The sequence below is a fragment of the Parahoeflea halophila genome (assembly GCF_900220985.1).
GTDB lineage: Bacteria > Pseudomonadota > Alphaproteobacteria > Rhizobiales > Rhizobiaceae > Hoeflea > Hoeflea halophila.
On record NZ_OCPC01000001.1, the window covers coordinates 47,319 to 70,478 of the forward strand.

At 59.2% G+C, this 23,160-nt stretch carries 25 protein-coding genes and 3 tRNA genes; 9 read left to right on the plus strand and 19 right to left on the minus strand.

Features of this window, described 5'->3' with window-relative positions; all coding sequences use genetic code 11:
* Positions 1–319: 319 nt before the first annotated feature.
* Positions 320–931: a transglutaminase-like cysteine peptidase gene (locus tag CRO46_RS00230; protein ID WP_097103895.1), complete on the plus strand. Its 612-nt coding sequence runs from the start codon at positions 320–322 to the stop codon at positions 929–931.
* Positions 932–1,129: 198 nt separating this feature from the next.
* On the opposite strand, the gene CRO46_RS00235 is transcribed toward CRO46_RS00230, so the two are convergent.
* The gene (locus tag CRO46_RS00235) at positions 1,130–1,657 is read right to left on the minus strand and encodes a gamma carbonic anhydrase family protein (protein ID WP_097103897.1); all 528 of its coding nucleotides are present in this window, start codon (positions 1,655–1,657) and stop codon (positions 1,130–1,132) included.
* 166 nt (positions 1,658–1,823) lie between these two features.
* Positions 1,824–2,159: a DUF6949 family protein gene (locus CRO46_RS00240; RefSeq protein WP_097103899.1), complete on the minus strand. Its 336-nt coding sequence runs from the start codon at positions 2,157–2,159 to the stop codon at positions 1,824–1,826.
* Positions 2,160–2,265: 106 nt separating this feature from the next.
* Between CRO46_RS00240 and CRO46_RS00245 the strand changes: the two genes are divergently transcribed.
* Positions 2,266–3,000 carry a hypothetical protein gene (locus CRO46_RS00245; protein ID WP_143438907.1) on the plus strand — a complete coding sequence of 245 codons (735 nt, stop codon included), beginning with the start codon at positions 2,266–2,268 and terminating at the stop codon, positions 2,998–3,000.
* A gap of 6 nt (positions 3,001–3,006) precedes the next feature.
* Here CRO46_RS00245 and CRO46_RS00250 read toward each other — a convergent pair whose 3' ends face one another.
* Together CRO46_RS00250 and cysE are read right to left on the minus strand one after the other, a co-directional pair.
* Entirely contained in the window at positions 3,007–3,213 is a 207-nt protein-coding gene (locus CRO46_RS00250; RefSeq protein WP_097103902.1) for a DUF3126 family protein, read from the minus strand.
* Between the two features lie 110 nt (positions 3,214–3,323).
* Positions 3,324–4,148: a serine O-acetyltransferase gene (gene cysE, locus CRO46_RS00255; RefSeq protein ID WP_097103903.1), complete on the minus strand. Its 825-nt coding sequence runs from the start codon at positions 4,146–4,148 to the stop codon at positions 3,324–3,326.
* 173 nt (positions 4,149–4,321) lie between these two features.
* Here cysE and CRO46_RS00260 point away from each other — a divergent pair, with 173 nt between their 5' ends.
* A complete protein-coding gene (locus CRO46_RS00260) occupies positions 4,322–5,128 on the plus strand; it encodes an enoyl-CoA hydratase-related protein (protein ID WP_097103904.1) in 807 nt (268 codons plus the stop codon).
* A 2-nt stretch (positions 5,129–5,130) separates the two neighbouring features.
* On the opposite strand, the gene CRO46_RS00265 is transcribed toward CRO46_RS00260, so the two are convergent.
* On the minus strand, positions 5,131–6,021 hold the full coding sequence (locus CRO46_RS00265) for an alpha/beta fold hydrolase (RefSeq protein WP_179758896.1): 891 nt from the start codon (positions 6,019–6,021) through the stop codon (positions 5,131–5,133).
* Positions 6,021–6,812, minus strand: a complete 792-nt coding sequence (locus CRO46_RS00270) for an alpha/beta fold hydrolase (RefSeq protein ID WP_097103906.1) — start codon at positions 6,810–6,812, stop codon at positions 6,021–6,023. The genes CRO46_RS00265 and CRO46_RS00270 overlap by 1 nt, the downstream gene beginning before the upstream one ends.
* Before the next feature lie 176 nt (positions 6,813–6,988).
* On the opposite strand from CRO46_RS00270, the gene CRO46_RS00275 reads away from it, so the two are divergent.
* On the plus strand, positions 6,989–7,234 hold the full coding sequence (locus CRO46_RS00275) for a zinc-finger domain-containing protein (RefSeq protein WP_097103908.1): 246 nt from the start codon (positions 6,989–6,991) through the stop codon (positions 7,232–7,234).
* Between the two features lie 148 nt (positions 7,235–7,382).
* Positions 7,383–8,561, plus strand: a complete 1,179-nt coding sequence (locus CRO46_RS00280) for an FAD-dependent monooxygenase (RefSeq protein ID WP_097103910.1) — start codon at positions 7,383–7,385, stop codon at positions 8,559–8,561.
* 10 nt (positions 8,562–8,571) lie between these two features.
* Here CRO46_RS00280 and CRO46_RS00285 read toward each other — a convergent pair whose 3' ends face one another.
* The 5 genes from CRO46_RS00285 to CRO46_RS00305 form a co-directional block, all read right to left on the minus strand.
* Entirely contained in the window at positions 8,572–9,282 is a 711-nt protein-coding gene (locus CRO46_RS00285) for a TIGR02117 family protein (protein ID WP_244577729.1), read from the minus strand.
* Between the two features lie 20 nt (positions 9,283–9,302).
* Entirely contained in the window at positions 9,303–10,100 is a 798-nt protein-coding gene (locus CRO46_RS00290) for an amino acid ABC transporter ATP-binding protein (RefSeq protein ID WP_097103912.1), read from the minus strand.
* A gap of 15 nt (positions 10,101–10,115) precedes the next feature.
* The gene (locus CRO46_RS00295; RefSeq protein WP_097103913.1) at positions 10,116–11,249 is read right to left on the minus strand and encodes an amino acid ABC transporter permease; all 1,134 of its coding nucleotides are present in this window, start codon (positions 11,247–11,249) and stop codon (positions 10,116–10,118) included.
* A 3-nt stretch (positions 11,250–11,252) separates the two neighbouring features.
* Positions 11,253–12,461: an amino acid ABC transporter permease gene (locus CRO46_RS00300; protein ID WP_097103915.1), complete on the minus strand. Its 1,209-nt coding sequence runs from the start codon at positions 12,459–12,461 to the stop codon at positions 11,253–11,255.
* A gap of 138 nt (positions 12,462–12,599) precedes the next feature.
* Positions 12,600–13,622, minus strand: coding sequence for an amino acid ABC transporter substrate-binding protein (locus tag CRO46_RS00305; RefSeq protein ID WP_097103916.1), 1,023 nt, complete (start codon positions 13,620–13,622; stop codon positions 12,600–12,602).
* Positions 13,623–13,970: 348 nt separating this feature from the next.
* Here CRO46_RS00305 and CRO46_RS00310 point away from each other — a divergent pair, with 348 nt between their 5' ends.
* Positions 13,971–15,158: a cystathionine beta-lyase gene (locus CRO46_RS00310; RefSeq protein ID WP_097103918.1), complete on the plus strand. Its 1,188-nt coding sequence runs from the start codon at positions 13,971–13,973 to the stop codon at positions 15,156–15,158.
* Positions 15,159–15,222: 64 nt separating this feature from the next.
* On the opposite strand, the gene CRO46_RS00315 is transcribed toward CRO46_RS00310, so the two are convergent.
* The 8 genes from CRO46_RS00315 to CRO46_RS00350 form a co-directional block, all read right to left on the minus strand.
* On the minus strand, positions 15,223–17,463 hold the full coding sequence (locus CRO46_RS00315) for a PAS domain-containing sensor histidine kinase (RefSeq protein WP_097103919.1): 2,241 nt from the start codon (positions 17,461–17,463) through the stop codon (positions 15,223–15,225).
* Positions 17,464–17,499: 36 nt separating this feature from the next.
* The gene (locus CRO46_RS00320) at positions 17,500–17,931 is read right to left on the minus strand and encodes a response regulator (protein WP_097103921.1); all 432 of its coding nucleotides are present in this window, start codon (positions 17,929–17,931) and stop codon (positions 17,500–17,502) included.
* Between the two features lie 19 nt (positions 17,932–17,950).
* The gene (locus tag CRO46_RS20245; RefSeq protein ID WP_097103922.1) at positions 17,951–18,640 is read right to left on the minus strand and encodes a helix-turn-helix transcriptional regulator; all 690 of its coding nucleotides are present in this window, start codon (positions 18,638–18,640) and stop codon (positions 17,951–17,953) included.
* A gap of 427 nt (positions 18,641–19,067) precedes the next feature.
* Positions 19,068–19,144: transfer RNA gene (locus CRO46_RS00330), tRNA-Arg, on the minus strand.
* Between the two features lie 37 nt (positions 19,145–19,181).
* The gene (locus tag CRO46_RS00335; protein WP_097103924.1) at positions 19,182–19,487 is read right to left on the minus strand and encodes an ETC complex I subunit; all 306 of its coding nucleotides are present in this window, start codon (positions 19,485–19,487) and stop codon (positions 19,182–19,184) included.
* Positions 19,488–19,577: 90 nt separating this feature from the next.
* Positions 19,578–19,654: transfer RNA gene (locus tag CRO46_RS00340), tRNA-Pro, on the minus strand.
* Between the two features lie 82 nt (positions 19,655–19,736).
* Positions 19,737–20,201 (minus strand): DUF192 domain-containing protein, encoded by a 465-nt coding sequence (locus CRO46_RS00345; RefSeq protein ID WP_244577730.1) that lies wholly within the window; start codon positions 20,199–20,201, stop codon positions 19,737–19,739.
* Positions 20,202–20,208: 7 nt separating this feature from the next.
* Entirely contained in the window at positions 20,209–20,784 is a 576-nt protein-coding gene (locus CRO46_RS00350; protein WP_097103926.1) for a cold-shock protein, read from the minus strand.
* Positions 20,785–20,974: 190 nt separating this feature from the next.
* On the opposite strand from CRO46_RS00350, the gene CRO46_RS00355 reads away from it, so the two are divergent.
* The 3 genes from CRO46_RS00355 to CRO46_RS00365 all read left to right on the plus strand — a co-directional run bounded on the left by CRO46_RS00355 (position 20,975) and on the right by CRO46_RS00365 (position 23,083).
* Positions 20,975–21,415 (plus strand): VOC family protein, encoded by a 441-nt coding sequence (locus CRO46_RS00355; RefSeq protein WP_097103928.1) that lies wholly within the window; start codon positions 20,975–20,977, stop codon positions 21,413–21,415.
* 364 nt (positions 21,416–21,779) lie between these two features.
* The gene (locus tag CRO46_RS00360; RefSeq protein ID WP_097106346.1) at positions 21,780–22,853 is read left to right on the plus strand and encodes a D-Ala-D-Ala carboxypeptidase family metallohydrolase; all 1,074 of its coding nucleotides are present in this window, start codon (positions 21,780–21,782) and stop codon (positions 22,851–22,853) included.
* A gap of 155 nt (positions 22,854–23,008) precedes the next feature.
* A tRNA-Glu gene (locus tag CRO46_RS00365) sits at positions 23,009–23,083 on the plus strand.
* The last annotated feature ends 77 nt before the right edge of the window (positions 23,084–23,160 follow it).

Sequence of the window (23,160 nt, forward strand, 5' to 3'; positions counted from 1 at the left end):
GAATGGTCAGCCCATAATCGCTTCGCCGTTCATTCGCTTTTCGCTGGGTGGCCTTGTCACTGCTCGAAACAGCTTCCGCTCGAGCCCGCCACGCACAACCAGGATTGAACCCGGTCAAGGCTGTAAAGCGAAGGCCGCATGGTTGCCAAATGCTGAAGCAAAGCCCGCGCATTTTATACTTGTTTTAGTTTCATTTTATTCTTGTTTTGCACTCAATTGAATTGCATTAACTTCAAGTAAATGGCTATTTTTACTGTTGTTTTTTGCGCCATGTCAAAATCTACATGTCATTGTTGCCTCATAACGGGGAAACAAGACAATGAACAGACACATTCAGACAATGGGGAAATTTGCCGCGGCGTGTGGCCTGGCATTCACATTCAGTGCAACCGCTTTTGCGGCGCCTACAAATCTCGTGGCCGCCGGCAACACCAACCCGCCAATCGGGCATTTCGAGTTCTGCAAGAATTATCCCAACGAGTGCACGGCGCTTGGCCGCGACCAGGGCCCGATGGCCCTGAGCCGGAAAGCCTGGGCAACCATGCTGGAGGTCAACACGCGGGTCAACCAGAGCATCAGCCCGGACACCGATCTCAACATCTATGGTGTCGAGGAGCTCTGGTCCTATCCGCGCACCGTTGGCGACTGCGAAGACTATGTTCTGCTCAAGCGGCACATGCTGATGCAGAAAGGCTTCTCGCCCAAGAATCTGCTCATCACCGTTGTTCTGCAGCCCAATGGCGACGGCCACGCGGTGCTGACCGTCCGGACCGATTACGGCGACTACATTCTCGACAATATGCGCGGCGATGTCAGGCTTTGGTCGGAAACCGGCTACACCTTTATCAAGCGGCAATCATCCGAGCACGCTGCGCGCTGGACAAAGCTCGGACCGGGCTCCGCGTCCAATGTCGGTGCAGTCAGCAACTGATCCTTATCCGTTCCGGAAACACGCCTGCGGGGGCGATCCGAAACGTCAATCATAGCGGCCGGAATGCATCCATGCATCCTGGTTCCGGGTTGGGCACTGGTCGAGTCCCCATGCTTCCCCGCAACGGCCAGGCCTTGAGCCGACCCCAATGTCCCCTGGGGTCGGCTCCTTCATTTCAAGGGGTACCTCGAGCCAAGCTCAATCGATCCGTTTCAGGCCCTTGGCAAAGCGCCTGGCGTTTTCGACATAATGGCTGGCTGACAGTTTCAGCATCGCCGCGGCATCCTCGCCGAGCGTCTTTACGACCTTGGCCGGCGAGCCGAGCACCATCGAATTGTCAGGAATGACCTTTCCTTCCGTGACCAGCGCACCGGCCCCGATCAGGCAGTTATCACCGATTGTGGCACCGTTGAGCACCGTGGCGCCCATGCCGACCAGCGAATTGTTGCCGATGGTACAGCCGTGCAGGATCGCTGCATGTCCGATGGTGCAGCCTTCACCAATCAGCAAGGGAAACCCCATATCGGTGTGCAACACGCAGTTTTCCTGAATGTTCGAGCCTTTTCCGACGGTAATGGGCTCATTGTCGCCCCTGAGAACCGCGCCGAACCAGATGCCGGCCCCCTCCTTCAGGATGACATTACCAATCACCTGTGCGCTGTCCGCGACAAAATAGAATTCCGCCGGCAGGACCGGTTGCATTTCATCCAAACTATAAATCGCCATACGCGTCTCCTCTCTGCTGCAACGCCTGCCCGGCTGCAAGGCCGGATCAAGCCCCGGTCATAGAATGAATACCCGCACATTGGTAGGCGCACAGCACCCTGCCCCGCATGTGTGTGCGTGAACGAGGGCAATCGATCCGCGGCTATGCAAAAATCTCTGGCGTGCTCTAGGCCATGAAATAGCCGCTCGCGAAAGCCAGCTGAAGCACGATGACGCCCGAGCACATTGACCAGCCCGCAGCCACCAGCGCGAGCAGCGCGTAAAGCGGCAGCGACATCATCCCTGCCCGCCAGTTGCGGAAGCCGTTGACCAGCAACAACCGCGGCCCAAGAACAGCGGCCAGAGCCACCTCGATGCCGACGCGCACCGGGTGCAGGCGTCCTTCCGCAGGCTCCGGCTCGCGCCAGCCGGCCAGCCTCACGATTTCCACTGCGACCCAGGCAGTGGCGAATCCGGTCGCCATGGCGAAAATTGCTGCAAGGAAATCGAGAGAATAAACCATTGGTTAACCATGTCCGGTCCAGTGTTGACGCTAGTCAAATCATCAAGCAAGCGCCATGCCGAAGCGAGATGTTCCACTTTGGCACATATTGGAACGACCGGCTTTCATGTCTCATTCATCATCCACAATGGATCACGCCCCGCTGTTGTCGCCGCGCTTTGTCTGGAAGCTGACTGCCGTGGTGACGATCATGTGCCTGATTACCCTGGCCATCGCCATTGCCGGACGCATGGTCGGGAAGAGCATTTCCTATGCCGGCAATACGGCCGACCGGACCCTGCACGAAATCATCATCGGAAACGATGTCATCAGCCTGCCGGCCAACGTCATCCGCTTCGAGAGCCAGCGCGTCTCCGGGGTCCAGAACGCGGTGGATACCTATTTCTCATGGCCCGGAATGGAGGGTTACAGTGAAGCCCGCCGCGACATTTTCAACCAGACCAGATCAGCTGATGCGCTGATTTTTGCGCGCATTGCCCAGGCCACCATGTCGCGTGACATGTCCGGCCGTTATACGCCCATCTACAAGAGACTGACCGACGGCCCGCCGGTCGCAGGACCCAACGGGCTCAACTCCTTCAGGCTGCGGCCGGGCGCAGGCTACGCCAATGAATTGATGTATGTGGAAAAGGCCGCTTCCGAGCGGCCCTATGCGGTCAGGTGTCTGATCGAGGATCTCGGGTCCGAGGTCAACTTCTCCACCCAGACCGGATGCCAGCGCGATATCTTTGTCGGCAAGGATCTGTCCGTGACCTATCGCTTCTCGATCAATCTGCTGCCCCATTGGCGTCAGATCGAAGACGATGTCCGCAAGCGCCTTGAACTGGCGCTTGAGAACTAGCCGCGATCAGTCGAGATCGACGTCGAGGATTGCCATCGAGAAATTGTAGGACAGGTCGCCATCCTCATCATCGCGGAAGACGATGCCGAGGAATTCGTCGCCAAGATAGACTTCCGCCGAATCATCCTTGCGCGGCCGGGCCTTGACGACAATCTTCTCGTTGAAAATACCCTTGAAATAGGCGTTCAGCTTCCTGATTTCGTCTGGCTTCACAGTGCTCTCCTGGGCAAATTGGGTAAGCCCGGCTTGTGACACGGACGGCAGGCTAAATCAAATCCGCGATGCGATTTTCAAGGACAATCTCGCTACCGGAGGTGCCTGCTTCAGTTCCCGCCGTTGATGAGCTGATCCATCGCCCGCGACGGCTCGTCGCAGCCCGCGGTTCCGACCACTTTCGCCGGCACGCCCGCGACCGTGGAATTCGGTGGCACCGGTTTCAGAACCACCGAACCTGCCGCTACCCGGCTGCAATGGCCGATTTCGATATTGCCCAGCACCTTGGCGCCGGCCCCGATCAGCACACCGTCCCTGATCTTGGGATGACGGTCACCACTCTCCTTGCCCGTTCCGCCCAGGGTAACGCCCTGAAGCAGCGACACATTATCGCCGACGGTTGCCGTCATGCCGACGACAAGGCCGGTCGCATGGTCCAGGAACAATCCCTTGCCCAGCTTGGCTGCCGGATGAATGTCGGTCTGAAAAATCTCCGATGACCGGCTCTGCAGATAGAGTGCAAAGTCGATCCTGCCCTTGTTCCACAGCCAGTGCGCCAGACGGTGTGTCTGGATCGCATGAAAGCCCTTGAAATACAGCACCGGCTGGATGAACCGGTTGCAGGCCGGATCGCGGTCGTAGACCGCCTGGATGTCGACGCGCAGCACCGAGCCCCAGTCGCGCCAGTCATTGACCATTTCCAGGAAGGTCTGGCGCAGCAGATTGGCCTGCAGGTCCTGGTGGTCGAGACGCTCGCAAACCCGGTGTATCACCGCCTCTTCCAGGGAGGGCTGGTTCAGCACGGTGGAATAGAGGAAAGCCGCCAGCAGCGGATCCTGAGCGATCGACCGCTCGGCCTCGAGACGAATCGAATCCCAGATCGGGTCGATCGCCTTCACGGACTCGCCGGTCCGTACACCTGAATTCGCTGACATCTTCGCCTCCGGGGCTTATGGGCATTTTCAGCGTCCGAGGGCTTCACGTCCTGCACGACACGTTGAAAAGCCTAGATAAGGTGTCCACGACCGATGTTCAAACGAAGATATTTGAACCCAGCCTTCAACTGAGGATAAGACAGATCCGCAGGAAAAACCATCGGGTGGCTGAAATGGACGTAAACATATCCTTTGCAGATGGCAGCATTGGCGCTGCCGCCGATGGCAGCGCGATCGGCCGGCTCACCATCAACCGCCCGGACAAACGCAATGCCCTGACCGACGCGATGTGGCGCGCCGTGCCTGAAGCCATCGACTGGCTGGTCAACCGGCAGAATGCGCGCGTGGTCATCATGGAGGGCGCCGGGGGGCGCGATTTTTCCGCCGGCGCTGATATCGGCGAGTTCGCGACACTGCGAAAAAACGCTGAAACCGCCCGCGCCTACGAGGCTGGAAACTCCGCCGCCTTCGCGGCAATCCGGCACTGCCCTGTTCCGGTGATCGCAGCCATACGCGGCATCTGTTTCGGCGGCGGATTCGGTCTGGCCGCAGCCGCCGACATCAGGATTGCGGATGAAACTGCCCGATTTGCCATCCCCGCCGCCCGGCTGGGACTGGCCTACCCGCTCGACGCCGTGCAGGATCTGGTCCGCGCGCTCGGCGATCAGCACGCCCGGATCGCCTTGTTTTCAGGCCAGGAGATCCCGCTTGCACAGGCTGTCGCCTGTGGCTGCGTCGCGGGATCCTGCAGGCCGGATCAGCTGGAGAGCGAAGTCCAGGCCCTTGCCGCAGCAATCGCAGCTGCAGCGCCTCTGTCCGTCCAGGCTTCCAAGGCCGCCCTTTCCGCCCTGAACAGCGGCTTGCACGACGATTACGACCGCGCAGCCACGCTGTCCGCCTCCACCTTCGACAGCGCCGATTATGCCGAAGGCCGCAGCGCGTTCATGGAAAAACGCAAGGCGCGCTTTGAGGGCCGCTGAACTCAGCCCCGCCCCTCTAGCTTGTCGAGAAAGCCTGACACCGCGTCGTTGAACGCATCATTGCGGTCTCCGGCGACCATGTGCCCGGCCCCGGACACATCGACAAAATCGGCATGTGGCACCATCTCACGGAATGCCGCCACGGCTTCCTCGGTCACCAGTTCAGATTGCTGGCCGCGCACCAGCAGAACCGGAACTTTCAGGCCGCGCGCGGCTTCGACGAGACGCTGCTGCCCGGTGTCAGAGCCGTGATTGATGTTGCGTGGGCCATCGATGAAGGCCGGATCCCAGTGCCAACGATAGCGGCCGTCTTCACCCTGGCGCAAATTTTTGGCCAGGCCGTCGAGGGACCGGCGCGGCGCCCGGTTCGGCAGGTAAGCGGCAATCGCCGCAGCCGCCTCTTCCAGCGTGGCAAAGCCCTCGCGCATCCGCGCTGCCATGAAGCCTTGAATTCGACTAACCCCGTCGGCATCCATGTGTGGCGTGATGTCGACCAGCACCAACCCCGCCAGCAGACCCGGTCCGCCAAGATGCTCGGCCATCAGCCCGGAAATACCGCCGAGCGAGGCACCAACCAGAACCGGCTGCTTGCCACATTGCGCTGCGATCTGACGGCACACCGCAACCGCGTCAGCGGCATAGTCGTCAAAGGCATAGCCCTTGTCCTCGACCCAGGCACTGTCACCATGCCCGCGCTGATCGAGCGTGAAAGCCGAATGGCCCGCGTCTGCCATGCGCCGCGCAGCGCCACCCCAGGCATGCCGCGTCTGGCCGCCACCATGCAGGAGCAGCACGGGATTGCCGTGAACCGTGCCGCGGGGCTCATGCACATCCGCAGCCAGCCGGTTATTGGAAGCGCCGGTGAATTCGGTCCTGGTTTTCATGTCCTGCATCAGATCGCTCCAGCCGCCACATCAGCGAAGAATTCGAGCGCGGCCGCCTTGAACACCTTGTCGCCAACCGCAAGCATATGATCGCGGTTGGGAATGTTGAGTGCGCGGGCGCGCAGCATCAACAGCGCCAGGCCTTCGGCGGACCCGGCGATGTCGTCGCGGGTTCCGACAGCAACGAGCGCAGGCATGGTCAGACGCAGCAGATCCTCTTCTCTGATGAGCGTGCGTGATGTTGAAATGCAGGCCGCCAGCGCCAGACGGTCGCTCTTGGTCTGTTCGGCAAAGGCGCGGAACATGCGTCCACGCTCGTCCGTGACGTCACCGAGCGTCTCTGCCCTGAGGGCGTCCGCGATCGGGTCCCAGTCGCCCACGCCGTCAACCATCCCCAGGCCAAGGCCGCCAAACACCAAAGAGCGCACCAGGTCAGGCCGTGCAAGCGCGAGAAAGGCAGATATCCGCGCGCCCATGGAATAGCCCATCACATGGGCAGAAGTGATCTTGAGCGAATCAAGCAGACCGGCAGCGTCAGCAGCCATCATTTCCGGGTGATAGGCTTCCGGATCATGCGGCTTGTCGGACTGGCCATGGCCGCGATTGTCGAGCGCGATCACACGGAACCCGGCCTCGTCGAGGGTCTTGACCCAGCCCGGGAAAACCCAGTTTACATGCGCCGTCGAGGCAAAACCGTGAATCAGCAGGATCGGAAACCCGTTCGGGTTACCTGCCTCGTACCACGCGATCTCAATGTCCCCGGACGTGAAACGCCCGACCTGAAGCCGATCCAGATTCATGAAAAACCCCTTTCAGTCCCTACCTAGCTCAATCGCATCGCCATGCAAACGGTGTCCGGCTGCAAATCCAGCAGCGAAAGCAAAGCAGCCTGGCCGCGTCCAATTAGCGTCTACACTTTTGCGAGGGCAACGTATAAGGTCCGCTCGAAATCGAGTACGCCACGACGGAGAGATGCATGGCTGACCACAAAATCCCGCATTTCCAGAATGATGCAGGCCACGCCGCCATTGAGATAGGCGTCAAGGAATTCATGTGCGTGGGCGCAAACCCGCCCTACGACCATCCACACGTGTTTCTCGACATGGGTGCCGACAGCGAAAAGATCTGCCCCTATTGCTCGACACTCTACAAATACAATGCGGCACTGCATGGCGACGACACCGTCCCGGCGGGGTGCTCCTGGGTCTACGTGGCGGCCTGAGCGCGTTTTCCCGTGCCGGCTTGCGGCCGTGGTCTGAAATCGCCGATGATGGATTTGGTAGCCGCGCGAAGTGCACCGGCACCGGTCTATCATTCCTGTTTTGCGCCGGTTCAAGGCTGCTGATCTGCCGTCGGATCGGGAGAGCGCTGTGACGTCCCGCAACATACTCGTCATCGGTGCCGGTATCGGCGGCCTGACCACTGCGCTGGCCTTTGCCGCCGGGGGCGATCGCGTCGACATTGTCGAGCAGGCGCCGGAGCTCAGCGAAGTCGGCGCCGGCCTACAGGTCTCGCCCAATGCCAGCCGGATCCTCGTTGCACTTGGCCTGGGCGACCGGTTGCGGAAGGCCATGATCGTCCCGCACGAGATCGTTCTGGCCTCCGGTCAGACGCTTCGCAGGATCACCCATGTCCCTTGCGGCGGCTTTGCCGAAGACCGCTGGGGCGCGCCCTATGGGGTAATGCATCGCGCAGATCTGCAAAAACTGCTGCTGGATGCGGTTGCGGCACATGCCGATTGCCATCTCCACCTGGGGCAGCGGATCCAGAACACGAATATCAACTCTCTCCACGCGCGGTTGGGCCGTCCCGCGCCCGACCTGGTTGTCGGCGCGGATGGGGTCTGGTCGCAGATCCGGAAGCTTGTCCCCGGCGCATTCGAGCCGCGTTTTTCCGGCCAGATTGCCTGGCGGTTCACGCTGCCGGCGGATGTGGCCCGTTCGGTGCTGGACCCGGTAAATGTTACCGCCTTCATGGGCCCGAGAACCCATCTGGTCACCTACCCGCTGGACCGGGGCGAGACCATCAACATGGTGGCGATTACCCGCGGAATTCAGCGTGGCGAAACCTGGAACAGCCAGGAAACGGGAAGCGACCGACCAGGCCTGCTCAGCGCATTTGCAGGCTGGCACAACAGCATTGTGTCCATTCTACGCCAGCCCCCCGAAATGAACTGCTGGCCCTTGTACGAAGTGCCCGATGGCCCGTGGCATAACAATGAGAAGACTGTCCTTATCGGTGACGCCGCCCATGCCATGACCCCATACGCCGCCCAGGGCGCGGCGATGGCCATTGAAGATGGTTATGAACTGGCTCAGGCTTGTGCGCACCGTGATGCTGGCGAGCTCGGCTCCGCGCTTGCAGGTTTCGTGGCGGCGAGACGCGCCCGTGTCGCCCGCACGCGCGGCCGCGGTGCGTTCAACCAGTTTGCCTACCATGCGCGGGGGCCGATTCGCCTCGGTCGCGACCTGGTGCTCTCGCTCAAGCCGCCGGAAAGCCTTGCGGCCGATCTCGACTGGCTCTACGGCTACCGCGCCAGCGGGCTGTAGGCGAACAACCTCAGAGATCATTGTGGAGATGAAGGCTAGCGCTCAACAATGCCGGCAGAGGTGTCCACCAACCGGTCGTCAGTCCGGTTCGCCTTAACATCCGCGCAGTCCAGATATTACATCCGACAACCGCATTGAACCAGCCTACCGCCTCGTAAAAGCGGTCAAAGTCACCGTAATTGGCGCCGGAGACCACAATAGGAGCCCCGTCTGCACCAGACGAAAAACTCGCCAGGATCGATTCGAGCAATTGCTCGAAAGCATCCTCATCGAGTTCAATGCGGGTAACGGACGAATGGGCTTGATCAATATTCCCGGCAAGCCCGATATGCATGACCGAGCGGTCGACCGTCAGCGCGCTAAACACCGGACCCGGCTTGAGATCGGACCATGTCGGGGTTTCGGAGTAGAAACTGCGCCCGCCCCATCCGGCCACGATATAACTGACACCGGCCTGCGATGGATCGAGCCCATCCTCGGCTAGAAACGCAAACTGTTCAGCAACATCCGCATCTACCGGTAAAGCCAGATCGGTATGGATTGCCGACGACAGCAAAAGCACTGTCCGGATCTCGTCCGCTGAACCTGCATTTTGTGCTAGCGTATCCGGCACGGAACTGACCAAGGGCCTCGGAACAAGTGTCCCAAGGCCCAGTGAAGTCACAACAAACAGGGCAGCAGCTGCGGTGTAGCGCAGGAAACGTGGCTGACGTTCACCCACGTTTCGTTGCTTTCCTTGGCCTAGTGCAGGATCTGGCTCAGGAACAGCTTGGTGCGCTCATGCTGCGGGTTGTCGAAGAACTCGGTCGGCTCGTTCTGCTCGACGATCTGGCCCTGATCCATGAAGATCACACGGTTTGCCACCTGGCGTGCAAAACCCATCTCGTGGGTCACGCACAGCATGGTCATGCCTTCCTCGGCAAGCCCCACCATGGTGTCGAGCACTTCCTTGATCATTTCCGGATCGAGCGCCGATGTCGGCTCGTCGAACAGCATGATGCGCGGGTTCATGCACAGTGACCGGGCAATCGCCACACGCTGCTGCTGGCCGCCGGAGAGCTGACCGGGATACTTGTGCGCCTGTTCGGGGATCTTGACCCGCTCGAGGTAATGCATGGCGATTTCCTCGGCCTTTTTCTTTGACATCTTGCGCACCCAGATCGGCGCCAGTGTGCAGTTCTCGAGGATCGTCAGATGCGGGAACAGGTTGAAGTGCTGGAACACCATCCCGACTTCGCGCCGGACCTCGTCGATCTTCTTCAGATCATTGGTCAGCTCGATGCCGTCGACAATGATCTTGCCCTTCTGATGCTCTTCCAGACGGTTGATGCAGCGGATCATGGTGGATTTGCCCGAACCTGACGGTCCTGCAATGACGATCCGCTCGCCGCGCATCACCTTGAGATTGATGTCGCGCAGGACGTGAAACTCGCCGTACCACTTGTTCATGCCGATGAGCTCGATAGCGACATCGGTCTCCGACACCGTCATTTTCGAAGGACCGGCACCTTGAGTTGCTGCTGCGTTGCTGTCAGCCATGATTAGGTTCCCTTGTTATCGTTTATGGCCAGTGTCGAGCCGCCGTTCCATATAGGCGGAATAGCGCGACATGCCGAAGCAGAAGATGAAGAAGACGAAGGCGGCGAAGACAAAGCCGGTCGCCGGCGTCGCAGGTGAGATCCAGTTTGGGTCGTTCATGTTCTGCTGAACGATGCCCAAGAGATCGAACAGGCCGATGATCAACACCAGGCTGGTGTCCTTGAACAAGCCGATGAAGGTGTTGACGATGCCCGGAATGACCAGTTTGAGCGCCTGCGGCATGATTACCAGCCGTGTGCCCTGCCAGAAGGTCAGCGCCATGGCATTGGCTGCCTCGTACTGCCCTTTCGGGATCGCCTGCAGGCCACCGCGGATCACTTCAGCCATATAGGCAGAGGAGAACAGCGCCACGCCGATCAAAGCCCTGAGCAACTTGTCGAAGGTCACCCCGTCGGGAAGGAACAGCGGCAGCATCACCGATGACATGAACAGCACCGTGATCAACGGCACGCCGCGCCAGAATTCGATGAAGATGACACTGAACATCCTTACGATCGGCATTTCCGACCGCCGCCCCAGCGCAAGCAGGATCCCCAGCGGGAACGACACCACGATGCCGACGATGGCAACAACCAGGGTCACCAGCAGACCGCCCCAGAGCGGGGTTTCGACAGGCTCAAGCCCGAACTGGCCGGTCAGCAGGATGAAGGCCAGCACCGGAAACACCACCAGCAGATACAGCGCATTCTCGCGCTTGTAAGGCACCGAAGGTATGGCGATCGGCACCAGGCCCAAAATCAGCAGAAGACCGGAGAGGTCAACCCGCCAGCGCTCCTCGATCGGGTAGCGCCCGTAGATGAACTGGCCGAACTTGGCCTCGACAAAGGCCCAGCAGGCACCTGTGCCCGGTCCAATGCAGTCTTCCCGGCCGTCACCGGTCCAGACCGCGCTGATAAAGGCCCAGTCGATGATCGGCGGCACCATCCACAGGAGCAACAACAGGGTCAAAATCGTCAGCACCGTATCGCGCGGTGTTGCGAACAGGTTGACCTTCAGCCAGCCCGTGACGCCGCCTGTGGCGACCGGAGGCGCCATTGTCGGGCTTTCCTCGGTACGAACATAGCGGATTGAAGTCGGTAGAGTTTCCATGGCTCAGCGCTCCACCAGTGCGACACTGGAATTAAACCAGTTCATGAAAGCGGATGTCAGCAGCGACAGGGTGAGATAGACCAGCATGGTGATCGAGATCACCTCAACCGCCTGACCTGTCTGGTTCAGCACCGTCCCGCCGAAAATCGAGACCAGGTCCGGATAGCCGATGGCAACCGCGAGGGACGAATTCTTGATCAGGTTCAGATACTGGCTGGTCAATGGTGGAATGATTACGCGCATTGCCTGCGGCACGATCACCAGGCGGCTGGTCAGGTTCGGCCGGATCCCCAGCGCATAGGCAGCTTCCGACTGGCCGTGAGACACGGCCAGAATACCCGCACGGACAATTTCCGCAATAAACGCCGCGGTATACAGCGCCAGCCCAAGAAGCAGCGCCATGAATTCAGGCTGGATCACCCAGCCATCGACCATGTTGAAACCTTGCAGGCTGGAGTATTCGAGCGACAGCGGCATGCCGGTGACAAGGTAGGCGAGCAACGGCAGAACGATGATCAGCCCAAGGCCTGTGAAGAAGACCGGAAACTGCTGCCCGGTGGCCATCTGCCGTTTCTTCGCCCAGCGGCCGATAAAAATCCAGGCGACTATGGCGATGAGCAGCGCGTACAGGATCAGCGATGATCCGGCTTCCGGCACGATGCGCGGCATGTAGAGGCCGCGGTTGTTGAGACTGAAGACCACTTCGGCGCCGGGCTCGAGCCCGACCTGACGGGGTGAGGGAAGGATCGACAGAACCGCCTTGTACCAGAACAGAAGCTGCAGCAGCAGCGGAATGTTCCTCAGCATCTCGACATAGACGGTGGCAAACTTCTGGACCAGATAGTTCTTCGACAGTCTTGCCAAACCGATGATGAATCCGATGATGGTGGCAAAAAAGACCCCGATGAGCCCAACCACCATGGTGTTCAAAAGACCCACGAAGAAAGCACGCAGATAGGTGCTGTCATTTGTGTACGGGATGAGAGACTGCCCAATGTCGAAACCGGCGCGCTCACCGAAAAAGCCGAAGCCGGAAGCAATTCCGGCACGTGCCAGATTGTCGATGGCGTTCGTAACCCCGGAATAGACCAGGTAGATCACGGCAATGATCAGCAATACCTGGAAAACCAGGCCGCGTGCTTTCGGATCATTCATCAACGATACGCGACCAGAATCATCAACGTCCGAAGCGACGCTTTCTTGATGAGCCATATCTGTCCCCAACTCTGTGCCCGGACCTTTTGGCCGGATCGTTATTTTACCTGCCGTCTTTGCGTCAGGACTTTCGGTTCGCCTAATGCGACCGGCAAGTGCGGGCCCCTCAAGTGGAGCCCGCACTTGTGTCGCTGCTTAGCGGATTGGCGGTGCGTACTGCAGGCCACCCTTGGACCAGAGCGCGTTGACGCCGCGGTCGATTGCAAGCGGGGTCGAAGCGCCGACATTGCGTTCAAACATTTCGCCGTAGTTGCCGACCTGCTTGATCACATTGTAGGCCCAGTCGTTGCTCAAGCCGATGGAATCACCAAAGGTGCCTTCCTTGCCGAGCAGGCGCATGACGTTGGGGTCGGTGGAGTTGAGCATTTCGTCAACATTCTCCGAGGTCACGCCCATTTCTTCGGCATTGAGCATCGCGTTGTGAACCCACTTGACGATGTTGAACCACTGGTCATCGCCCTGACGAACCACAGGACCCAGAGGCTCTTTCGAGATCACTTCAGGCAGAACCATGTGCTCATCCGGAGCCGAAAGGCCGAGGCGGATCGAATACAGGCCCGACTGGTCGGTCGTGTACACGTCGCAGCGGTTGGCGTCGTAGGCAGCGTTCACTTCCTCGAGCTTCTCGAACACGACCGGATTGTAGGTCATGTCGTTGGCCTTGAAGTAATCGGTGAGGTTCAGCTCAGTGGTGGTACCGGTCTGTACGCAGACCGAAGCGCCAGACAGCTGCAGCGCGGAATTCACGCCCAGCGACTTGCGCACCATGAAGCCTTGGCCGTCATAGTAGTTGACGCCCGCGAAGTTGAGACCGAGCTGCGTGTCACGGCTCATTGTCCAAGTGGTGTTGCGCGACAGCACATCGATTTCACCCGACTGCAGAGCGGTAAAGCGCTCCTTGGCCGAAAGCGGGCTGTACTTGACAGCCGATGCGTCACCGAACACGGCTGCCGCTATGCCGCGGCACAGGTCAACGTCGATACCCGACCAGTCACCTGCATCGTTCGGGGCGGAAAAGCCGGCGAGGCCGGTGGACACGCCGCACTGGACGAATCCCTTTGCCTTGACGTCATCCAGCGTCGCGGCGGAAGCACCTGTGGCTCCCAGGCCTGCGACCACCGCGACACCAGCGACAGCCGACAAAATCTTCTTTTTCATTTGATACAACCTTTTTTTCTGTTGCCCTGTTTTTTGGGTGCGACAAGAGCGACAGTAGCTTTTTGCAAGGCCTCTGCCCGTCTCCATTAGCGCGTCGTTATACCATGCCGAAATCCGCCATCGGTCAAGCCTTCCCCGGCCTAATTCTGCGAAATCGTCGAATTTCGGCCACAAACCTTCCGGGGCGCGCCGCCGAACGCCCATGTTGCAGCGCGGCTTCAGGCCGGACACTACAGGTTGGCATTCGCCACTCAGTGGACCCAACAACATCTTGTGGGCACCTTCAACTCGCGATACTCGTTGGCCCGACTGAAGACCGATGATTCAAGACCATAAAGCGGATCCGAAATGAGCAGCGAAAACACTCCCCCCAAGGCTGGCATCAACACACGCCTGGCGCATTCCGGCCATGATCCGCGGAGTTTTCACGGCTTCGTCAATCCGCCCGTCGTGCACGCCTCAACCGTCCTGTTTCCGGATTCGGCCACCATGGTGTCGCGAAACCAGAAATACACCTACGGCACCTATGGCACACCGACCACGGATGCCCTGAACGCGGCCATGAACGAACTGGAAGGATCGGAAGGAACTGTCGCCCTGCCCTCCGGCCTCGCCGCGGTCACGGTCCCGTTCCTGGGCGCGCTGAACGCCGGCGATCATCTGCTGGTTGTGGATTCGGTCTACGCCCCGACAAGAAATTTCTGCGCCGGAATGCTGGCCCGCTTCGGCATCGAAACCAGCTATTACGACCCCGCTATCGGGGCGGACATCGAGAGCCTCATGCGCCCCAACACCAGGCTGGTACACACCGAGGCGCCCGGGTCCAACACGTTCGAGATGCAGGATATCCCTGCAATTGCCGAAGTCGCCCATGCCCATGGGGCGCTCGTCTCTATGGACAACACCTGGGCCACGCCGCTTTTCTTCAAACCCCTCGATCACGGCGTCGACATTTCCATTCACGCTGCCACGAAATATCCCGCCGGACATTCCGACATCCTGATCGGAACCGTTTCGGCGAACCAAAAGGCCTGGCCGGCATTGTGGAAGGCCTTCACCATGCTTGGTGTCTGCGCCGCACCGGATGACAGCTACATGACCCTGCGCGGCCTGCGCACCATGGGGATCCGGCTTTCGAGGCACCGGGAAAGCGCTCTCGCGATTGCGCGCGCGCTGGAAGGCATGGCGGGTGTCGCCCGAGTTCTCCACCCGGCTCTGGAGAGCTTTCCCGGCCACGCGCTGTGGAAACGCGACTTCTCCGGCTCCTCGGGCATCTTCTCGATTGTTCTGGATGTGGCCGACACCGATCGCCATCAGGCCAAGGCGCACGCTTTCCTGGACGCACTGGAAATCTTCGGCCTGGGCTATTCCTGGGGTGGCTACGAGAGCCTTGCCGTTCACGCCAACCTCTCCGACAGAACCGTCGCCATGCCTCCCAGGGAGGGCCCGGTCATCCGGCTGCAAATCGGCCTGGAAGATGTTGACGACCTGATGACCGACATCGAGCGCGGTCTCGCTGCCGCAGCGGCGGCCTGATCCGGTCGCGCCCACTGCCGGTCAGGGCGCGCAGTTGGACATGAGCCCGGACCGGTGCCGGCAGTCAGCCGGCACCTTGTCTCGGCAGTGTAATGACGAACCGCGCACCATCCCGGTATGACGTGTCAAGATGAATGCTGCCGTGGTGGCTTTCGGCAATCCGGCGGCACAGGGCAAGACCTATGCCGGTACCCGAATACAGCTTCTCGTCTGCGTGCAGACGCTGAAAAACGCCGAAAATCCGCTCTGCCTGCTCGGGAGCAATACCGATACCATCATCCTCGACGGTGATCTTGTGACCCTCTCGGTCAGTTTGAGCCTCCACCCGGATCTCCACGGACGAATCTTGACGGCGGTACTTCAAGGAGTTGGCAAACAGGTTCTGGTACAAGTGGGTAAGGAGAGTGAAATCGCCATAAAGGTCGATGTCCTTTTCAACGATCAGGCTTGCCTGTGCTTCCTCGACATTCACCGACAGATTGGTCCAGGCTTCGTTGAGGGCTTTGGACAACTGGAACTTTTCGGGATTGATTCGCTGATAGGCCAGCTGCGAATACTCCAACAGGCTGGACGTCATCGCCTCCATCGCTTCACTGCGCTGCGAAATATACCCTGAGAACGTTGCCAGATCTTCGGCTTTGCCCAGTTTGATGTCTTCGGCAATCATGTCCGCGAACAAGCGGATCTGGCGCAGCGGCGCCTTGAGGTCATGCGACACAACGGCGCTGAACTGTTCCAGGGCGTTGTTGCGCAATTCAAGTTCGCGCGATTGTCTTGCGATCCGGTTCTGTGCCTCGCGGACCTGGGTGATATCGCGCCCGACCGAAACCAGCTCCACCGGCTTTCCGTCTTCGAACACCATCAGGTTGGACCACAGACACCAGAGCGTCTCTCCGGTAAGTGAAGGCATCGCCTGTTCGCTGGTTCTCAACGGCTGTTCGGGAGACAGGCTGGCCAGATGCTCTATCAGCATCGCGCGGTTGGCCTCGGGTACAAAATCGAGGAATTTCCGGCCGATCATCTCATCGGCAGGACGACCAACGTAGCGGGCGTAGTGTTCATTCACGTAAGTCAGCGTCGTGTCAGGCTTGGCACGCACGATGAAATCCGGAAGGTTGCGCGCAAGGGTTTCGAATTCATGCTCTTTCTGCTTGAGCGCACGTTCGATTTCCAATCTTTCCGTCATATCTTCCACGAAAGCCAGGGCAACGGGATCATCGGGATCTTCCATGTGCTCGAGCCGCACCCGGCAGGGATAGGTGCTACCATCCTTGCGGCGGTGCATGGTGTCGAAAATCTGGATCTTGCTCTCTGCAGAACCTGTCGGCGCGATCAGTGCATTCATTTCGTCCTGCGCCGAGCCGGCGATGAAATCCGCGGCGGAAAGTTCGCGCAGTTCTTCCAGGCTGTATTGCAGATTGTCCCGCGCCGCCTTGTTCGCGCTGACGATTTTGTCCTTTGTCAGACTGAAGAGATAGACTTCCTGGGCGACATTCTCGATGATCTGGCCCAGTCGCTCCGCCTCATTCTTTGCCTGGCTGAGGATGCTTACATCGGTTCGCACCCCGACATTCAGCCCATCCTCTGCGATCCGCTCTTCGACCAGCAAAGAACGGTTCGTACTTAACCTTTGAATATAGGGCTTGCTGGGATTTCTGTGTCGCTCCATCCGCCAGGCGACCCAAGCTTCATGCTCTTCCTCGGTCTTGCCGCAATCCGCATACTGTCCATGCGCGACACCGTAGCGGATGATTGATTCAAACGTTGCGCCGATCCGCATGGCCGGAGCCGATATCGCATAGATCTCAAAATAGGCGTCGTTGCACAGGAGAAGCCGATCCTGCTTGTCAAAGATTATGAACCCCTCGGAAATCGAGGCCAATGCAGTGTTGAGGATCGATTCGGTGCGCCGGTGTTCTTCTCGCGCCGCTACAGTTTCACTAATGTCGCGCAGAATCGCGACCAGTGCGACAGCCTTGCCGTCCGCATCGAGGATCTTGTTCGCGGTCAATTCTGCGGTGACGATGGAACCGTCTTTGCGCAGGAACTGGTATTGGCCGTGAAGTGTTTGGGTAGCCTTGTCCAGCGGAAAGAGGGCTCGCCCCACCTCCCTTGCATCTTCTATCGATGCATAGAAATCTCGCGGCCCCAGGCCGAGAAACTCTTCTGCCGAATAACCAAACACCGCGGATGCAGCCGCATTGGAAGCAATCAACTTGCGATCTGCATCGATGATCATCACCGGGTCGGGCAGCGTTTCGTACAACGCATGCAACAGACTCTCGGGTGAGACCGGCAATCTCATGCTATTCCACACCCAAACTCAAAAACTTCCGGACCTTCACAGGAAATCTTCGGAGCAGGTCTCCGACAATTGGTCTAGTGTGTACTCTTTCAGAATGAAATTGATTACGGTCCCGTCGATCTCGTCCTTGCCGATTTTGAAATCGACACCGAATTCCCTGAATTTTTCAAAGTAGCGGCCGCTGATGTCCGAAGATATGATGCCGATCGGCCCGATGAAGCCTGCACTGCGCAGCTGTGGCGCTGTTTCGCGGAAATCATTGTTGGGGACGAGGCGGTTGTCGAGAAACACCATGTCAACGCCGCCGGCCTTGACCCTCTCTACTGCGCCACCGATGTCACTGACATATTCCAGATCGATCGATGCATCCTCGGCCGTTTTCAGTTTGCGTTTCAACAGCACATGTTCGGCCGGATCATCGTCAACCAGGAGGACCTTCAATAGTGTGCCGTCTTGCTGTGAGCTCATCGATGGCCTCCCGACCGATCTAGGTTATCAAGCCGCTGCGTATGGCTGATGCCACCATTTGCGCCCGGTTGACAACATGCAGCTTACGCAAAACCGCTGCGATGTACGAATTGACGGTGTGCTCGGACAGACCGAGTATGATGGCGATTTCGGCGGATGTTTTGCCCTCCGATGTCCAGCGCACGATCTGTATTTCGCGGTCACTGAGTCCACTGATGGAATCAAGGGAGAGGATGACTTCAAAATAGCGCTGAAAGATCAGCGCAGCGTCGAGCGCAATCAGCGCCAGCGCCTGATGGTCCGGCTTGGCATCCCCCCCAACCAGGATCAGGCAATACCGTTTTCCGGTTGCCGCGTGCAGCGGCACGATCACCACCGTATCGGAACCGCTGCAGCCGAGGACCTCCGAAGGCGTCTGGCCGAGATCCATCACGCAGGGCGCGGACGACTGCTGCAGACGGACAAAAACCGGATCGCGTGCATCGATCACCTGAAGCTTGGGGTCTTCGAACCATGAGGCGGGCAGATTGTGCAGCGCATGGACATGCTGCAAATTGATTCCCTGCTCGTCACTCACCACCTCGGTTACACCGAAATAGGAAAATCCATGGCTTCCAGCCAGGGACTTGAACAACCGGAAAAAATCCATCCGGTTAACAGCGCGCTCAAGTTCAGGACCCAAATGTAAGACGGTTTCCGTCACCAGCATATTGTCACTTTCGAATCAGATCCTGTAATAATGCCTAATATTCCACAGTGCCCCTGCTTTATACAGTTCTTCTTATAAGCTATTTCAGCAAAACTGAAAATGCCGCGAATGCCAGGTATTTCATGCTTTTGACCGCCCGGTTGCCACACCCATGCAGGCATCAGCTGCAAAATGTTTGGAGTGGGGGGTTCCAACGCGATTTTCAACGCGCCCTCTCACCATCACTTGTGGTGGGCCCACTTGCGAGTTGATGACCCGATAAGGCCGCCGCACTGCCGCGCCATGGCCGGTCTCGACACCAAAAGATCGCCCTCCACGCCCCCGCAAGCCAATGTCTGCCAACAGACAGGATTCTGGAGGGATTTGCACCTGCTTGGAAAAGCCGGGATGTGCGCAAGAAATCAAACGAATACAATGCACAAGATAGTGGCGACCCCTGCAGGATTCGAACCTGCGACCGTCGGCTTAGAAGGCCGGTGCTCTATCCAGCTGAGCTAAGGGGCCGTCGGCGGTTTGCTGCCTGGGCAAACCGTGGCAACGACTAGTGGGTCCAGGGTTGACGGCGGTCAAAACGGAAATTGTCGGCGTACACCACCCGGCGGCGTTTGGCTTCCTGGGGCTCGATGACACGATAGGCGAGACCGTTGCGCGTGGCATAGGCGACGGCCGCTTCGCGGGTTTCGAACCTCATCCGGATCTGGCTTTTCATGTCGGCGGAGGAAGTGTAGCCCATCATCGGGTCAATGCTGCGCGGCTTTTCCTGCTCGAAGTCAAGAACCCAGTCCAGGCTCTTGGCCTTGCCGGATTGCATGGCAGTCTTTGCGGGACGGTAGATTTTCGCAGTCATGTCCCAATCCTCTTCATGACGGCGCCCGCCCCGGAAGGCGGATTGCGGCGCCTTGCTGCAAGACGTCCGGAAACCGGACGCCGGAATGAATGGTCGGAGCGGAGAGATTCGAACTCCCGACCCTCTGGTCCCAAACCAGATGCGCTACCAGGCTGCGCTACGCTCCGACTGCCAAAGGCGTGACCCGGATACACCGGAACGCAGTGGCCCGCAACTCCAAATCGACGCTAAATTCACCTAACCGGAAATTCAGTCGCCGATCGCTCGGTGGCGCACCAGGTCGCCAACCGATATTCCCCGCGGCGAGGCCGTTCCGCCATTCAATTCCAGCACATAGCGCACCGGGCTGACGGAGGGGATGATGGTCTCCGAATACGGTTCGGTCCGCTCGGCGATTCGAACCACTGTGCCGCTTTCGTCGATAAACAGCATATCCAGCGGCAGCGGAGTGTTCTTCATCCACATCAGCACTTTCCGGGTCTGGTCGAACTTGAACAGCATGCCGTGGTCAGCCGCCATGCTTGTCCGGTTCATCAACCCGCTGGCGCGGTCTGCAGGCGTCAGCGCCAGTTCCACTGAAAATTCGACGGGGCCGCTCCCGGTCTCGATCACCAGCGGTTCGGGATCTGTCGGCAGCACTTTCGCAATCGCCGGCGCGGCGAAAAACACCAGAAGAGAGAGAAAAATCAGCGCGAGGCGTTGTAAACTGCCCATTGCCCGCTCAGTGCGAATTTGGGATCGGCGCATCTATGTCGGGATGGATTTCCGCCGCCATCAGGCCCTTGTCGCCGTCGCCGAAGCGGACAAGCACGACCTGTCCCGGGCGCAGTTCGGCCAGGCCGTAGCGTCTCAACGTCTCCATGTGAATGAAGATGTCTTCGGTCCCCTCACCCCGGGTCAGAAAGCCGAATCCCTTGGTGCGGTTGAACCACTTGACGATCGCCCGCTCGAGGCCGCTCGACGGCTTGACCTGCACATGGGTCCGCACCGGCGGCAACTGCGAGGGGTGCACTGCGGTCGAAGTGTCCATCGAGAGAATGCGGAAGGTCTGATATCCACGTTCCCGCTTCTGGATCAGGCAAACGACGCGGGTGCCTTCAAGAACGGTCTGGTATCCGTCGCGGCGCAGGCATGTCACATGCAGGAGAACATCCTCCATGCCGTTGTCCGGTATGATGAAGCCGAACCCCTTGGCAACGTCGAACCACTTTATGACGCCGGTAATCTCGATGAGATCGACAGGATCACCTAGTGCTTCCGTACCAGCCTGGTCTTTTTCTGAGGACCTTTCCCCCATCCGGATGCCTCTCCAATACGCGCCACAAACAAATGAAGTGATTCTTGATTAAAACATTAACATTGTATTGCGAGGGCAGCGCAAGCCCCGCAGGAAAACTTGTTCATTCGTCCCCTTTTATCAGATTGGCGTTGTCTCGAGCGCGATTCCGCCTATTTTCCAGCCATTCAAGAATCATGAGGTAAAGCCAATGCGTTATCTGCACACGATGGTCCGCGTCGCCGACGTCGAGGCCTCGCTGGATTTCTACTGCAACAAGATGGGACTTGTGGAAATTCGCCGTCACGAAAGCGAAGCCGGCCGGTTCACGCTGATTTTTCTCGCCGCGCCCGAGGACAAGGAGCGGGCGATGGCAGATCAGGCCCCCTTGCTCGAGCTCACCTACAACTGGGACCCGGAAGAATATGATGGCGGCCGCAACTTCGGCCACCTCGCCTATGTTGTCGACAATATCTACGATCTCTGCCAGTCGTTGCAGGACAAGGGCGTGACCATCAATCGTCCGCCGCGGGACGGTCATATGGCCTTTGTCCGCTCGCCCGACGGCATTTCCATCGAGCTTCTGCAGAAGGGCGATCCGCTCGAGCCGGCAGAACCCTGGAAGTCGATGGAAAACACCGGCAGCTGGTAACGGCGCGAGCAGGCCCGGCTTCAACCTAGCCGGGCCTTCAAGGCGCAAGGCTCACGCAACGAAGCCAGGCTAGTCTAGGGACTAGGGCCATGCTTTCGCCGCATTTGCGACGCATCGCATGCATTTGGCGCTGATGCCGAAGAGCCTTTTCAGGCAAACGGCTTTGTCCGTTTACAAGAACGTCGCAAATGAGTAGGCATTTTCAAGACCTTCGGGTCTGGCAATGCAAGATCACATCCGGGGGCTCCAGAGTTTGCAGACAGGCGGATACAAAGCAGCCATCAGGCGCAATACCACGCGGGCGTTGCTTCTGACCGGTGCAGCGATTGTTCTAAGCGGATGCGTGTCAACTGCTGATCCCGCCATGTTCACCACGCAGGGCTTTGCTCCCGGTTCTCCGGAGATGTTCGACGGCATCGTCAGCTCGGATGAGTCCGCAATCATGTATGCGGACGCCCAGGCAGCTGCCGAGACTGCTCCCGGTGTTCCTCTTCCCCTCCCCTCTCCCAACGCCTCTGACGCGTCGGCACGCATGCCAGATGCAGCTGCTGCGCAGATCGATCCCGCCCCCGGCCAGTCGGTCGTCATGGCGAACACCGCCGTCGACGCGCTCAACCGCGGCATCACCCAGAGCCAACCGGCCCAGTCGGTTGCCAATCTTTATGGCACACCCTCCGCTCCGGCCCCCGCCAGCGTAGCACTGCAGGACAGCCAGCCTGCCCCGCCAGCGCAACCGATGCAAACAGAGACAGCATCAGCCGACACGGCTCCGGTTGACACCGATTCGGAAGTCGACACACCTGCGCCACAGGTCCAGGAACTGGCAGTGGTTGCGCCGCCGAAGAAAAAATCCATATTCGCGCGCATGTTCGCCTCACCCAAGCCCTCGGCCAAGAATGCGCCGGCAGGAACTACAAAACGGGTGGTGACACGCGACAGCGCCCCGGTGACCGCCGCCTCCGCCGGGTCCGACGCACTGCCTGGCGTAAAGCTGGCATCAATGTTCGACAATGGGTCTTCTTCGTCCGCAAACGCCGAATACGGGCAGATCCAGCTGGCATCCGCCGCGGGTCTGGCTCGCCTTGCACCCAACGGGCTGCATCTGCAGACCGACAAGGTGCAGGTCGACTGCTTCAAGCCCCGGCTCGTGCGCACGCTCAAGGCCATCGAGCGGCATTACGGTCGTCCCGTTGTGGTCACCTCCGGCTATCGCAGCCCGAAGCACAATCGCCGGATCGGCGGAGCTTCGGGATCGCGCCACACCTCCTGCGAGGCAGCCGACGTCCAGGTCGAAGGCGTTTCAAAGTGGCAGCTTGCCAAGTACCTGCGTTCCATGCCCGGCCGTGGTGGCGTGGGAACCTACTGCCACACCGAATCCGTTCACATCGACATCGGAAACACCCGTGACTGGAACTGGCGCTGCCGTCGCCGCAAGTGAATTGGTCACTGATTTCACCGCCTGAGGCGCTCTTCCCCTGGGGCAGTTTCACAGCAGAAAAAAAACTTCATCTGGATGTCATTTTTTTCGCTCAAAACGCAATTATGCGCTTGCGGTCCTAAAACGGTCTGACTATAAGACGCCCACAGTGTTACGCGCCCTTCGTCTATCGGTTAGGACGCCAGATTTTCATTCTGGAAAGAGGGGTTCGACTCCCCTAGGGCGTACCACTGCTTCCAAGCCTTCCGCTTGATTTCCCCTTTGAAAACCTAGACTTATCTGGCGCTGGGTCCTTTGCTCTCGGCAT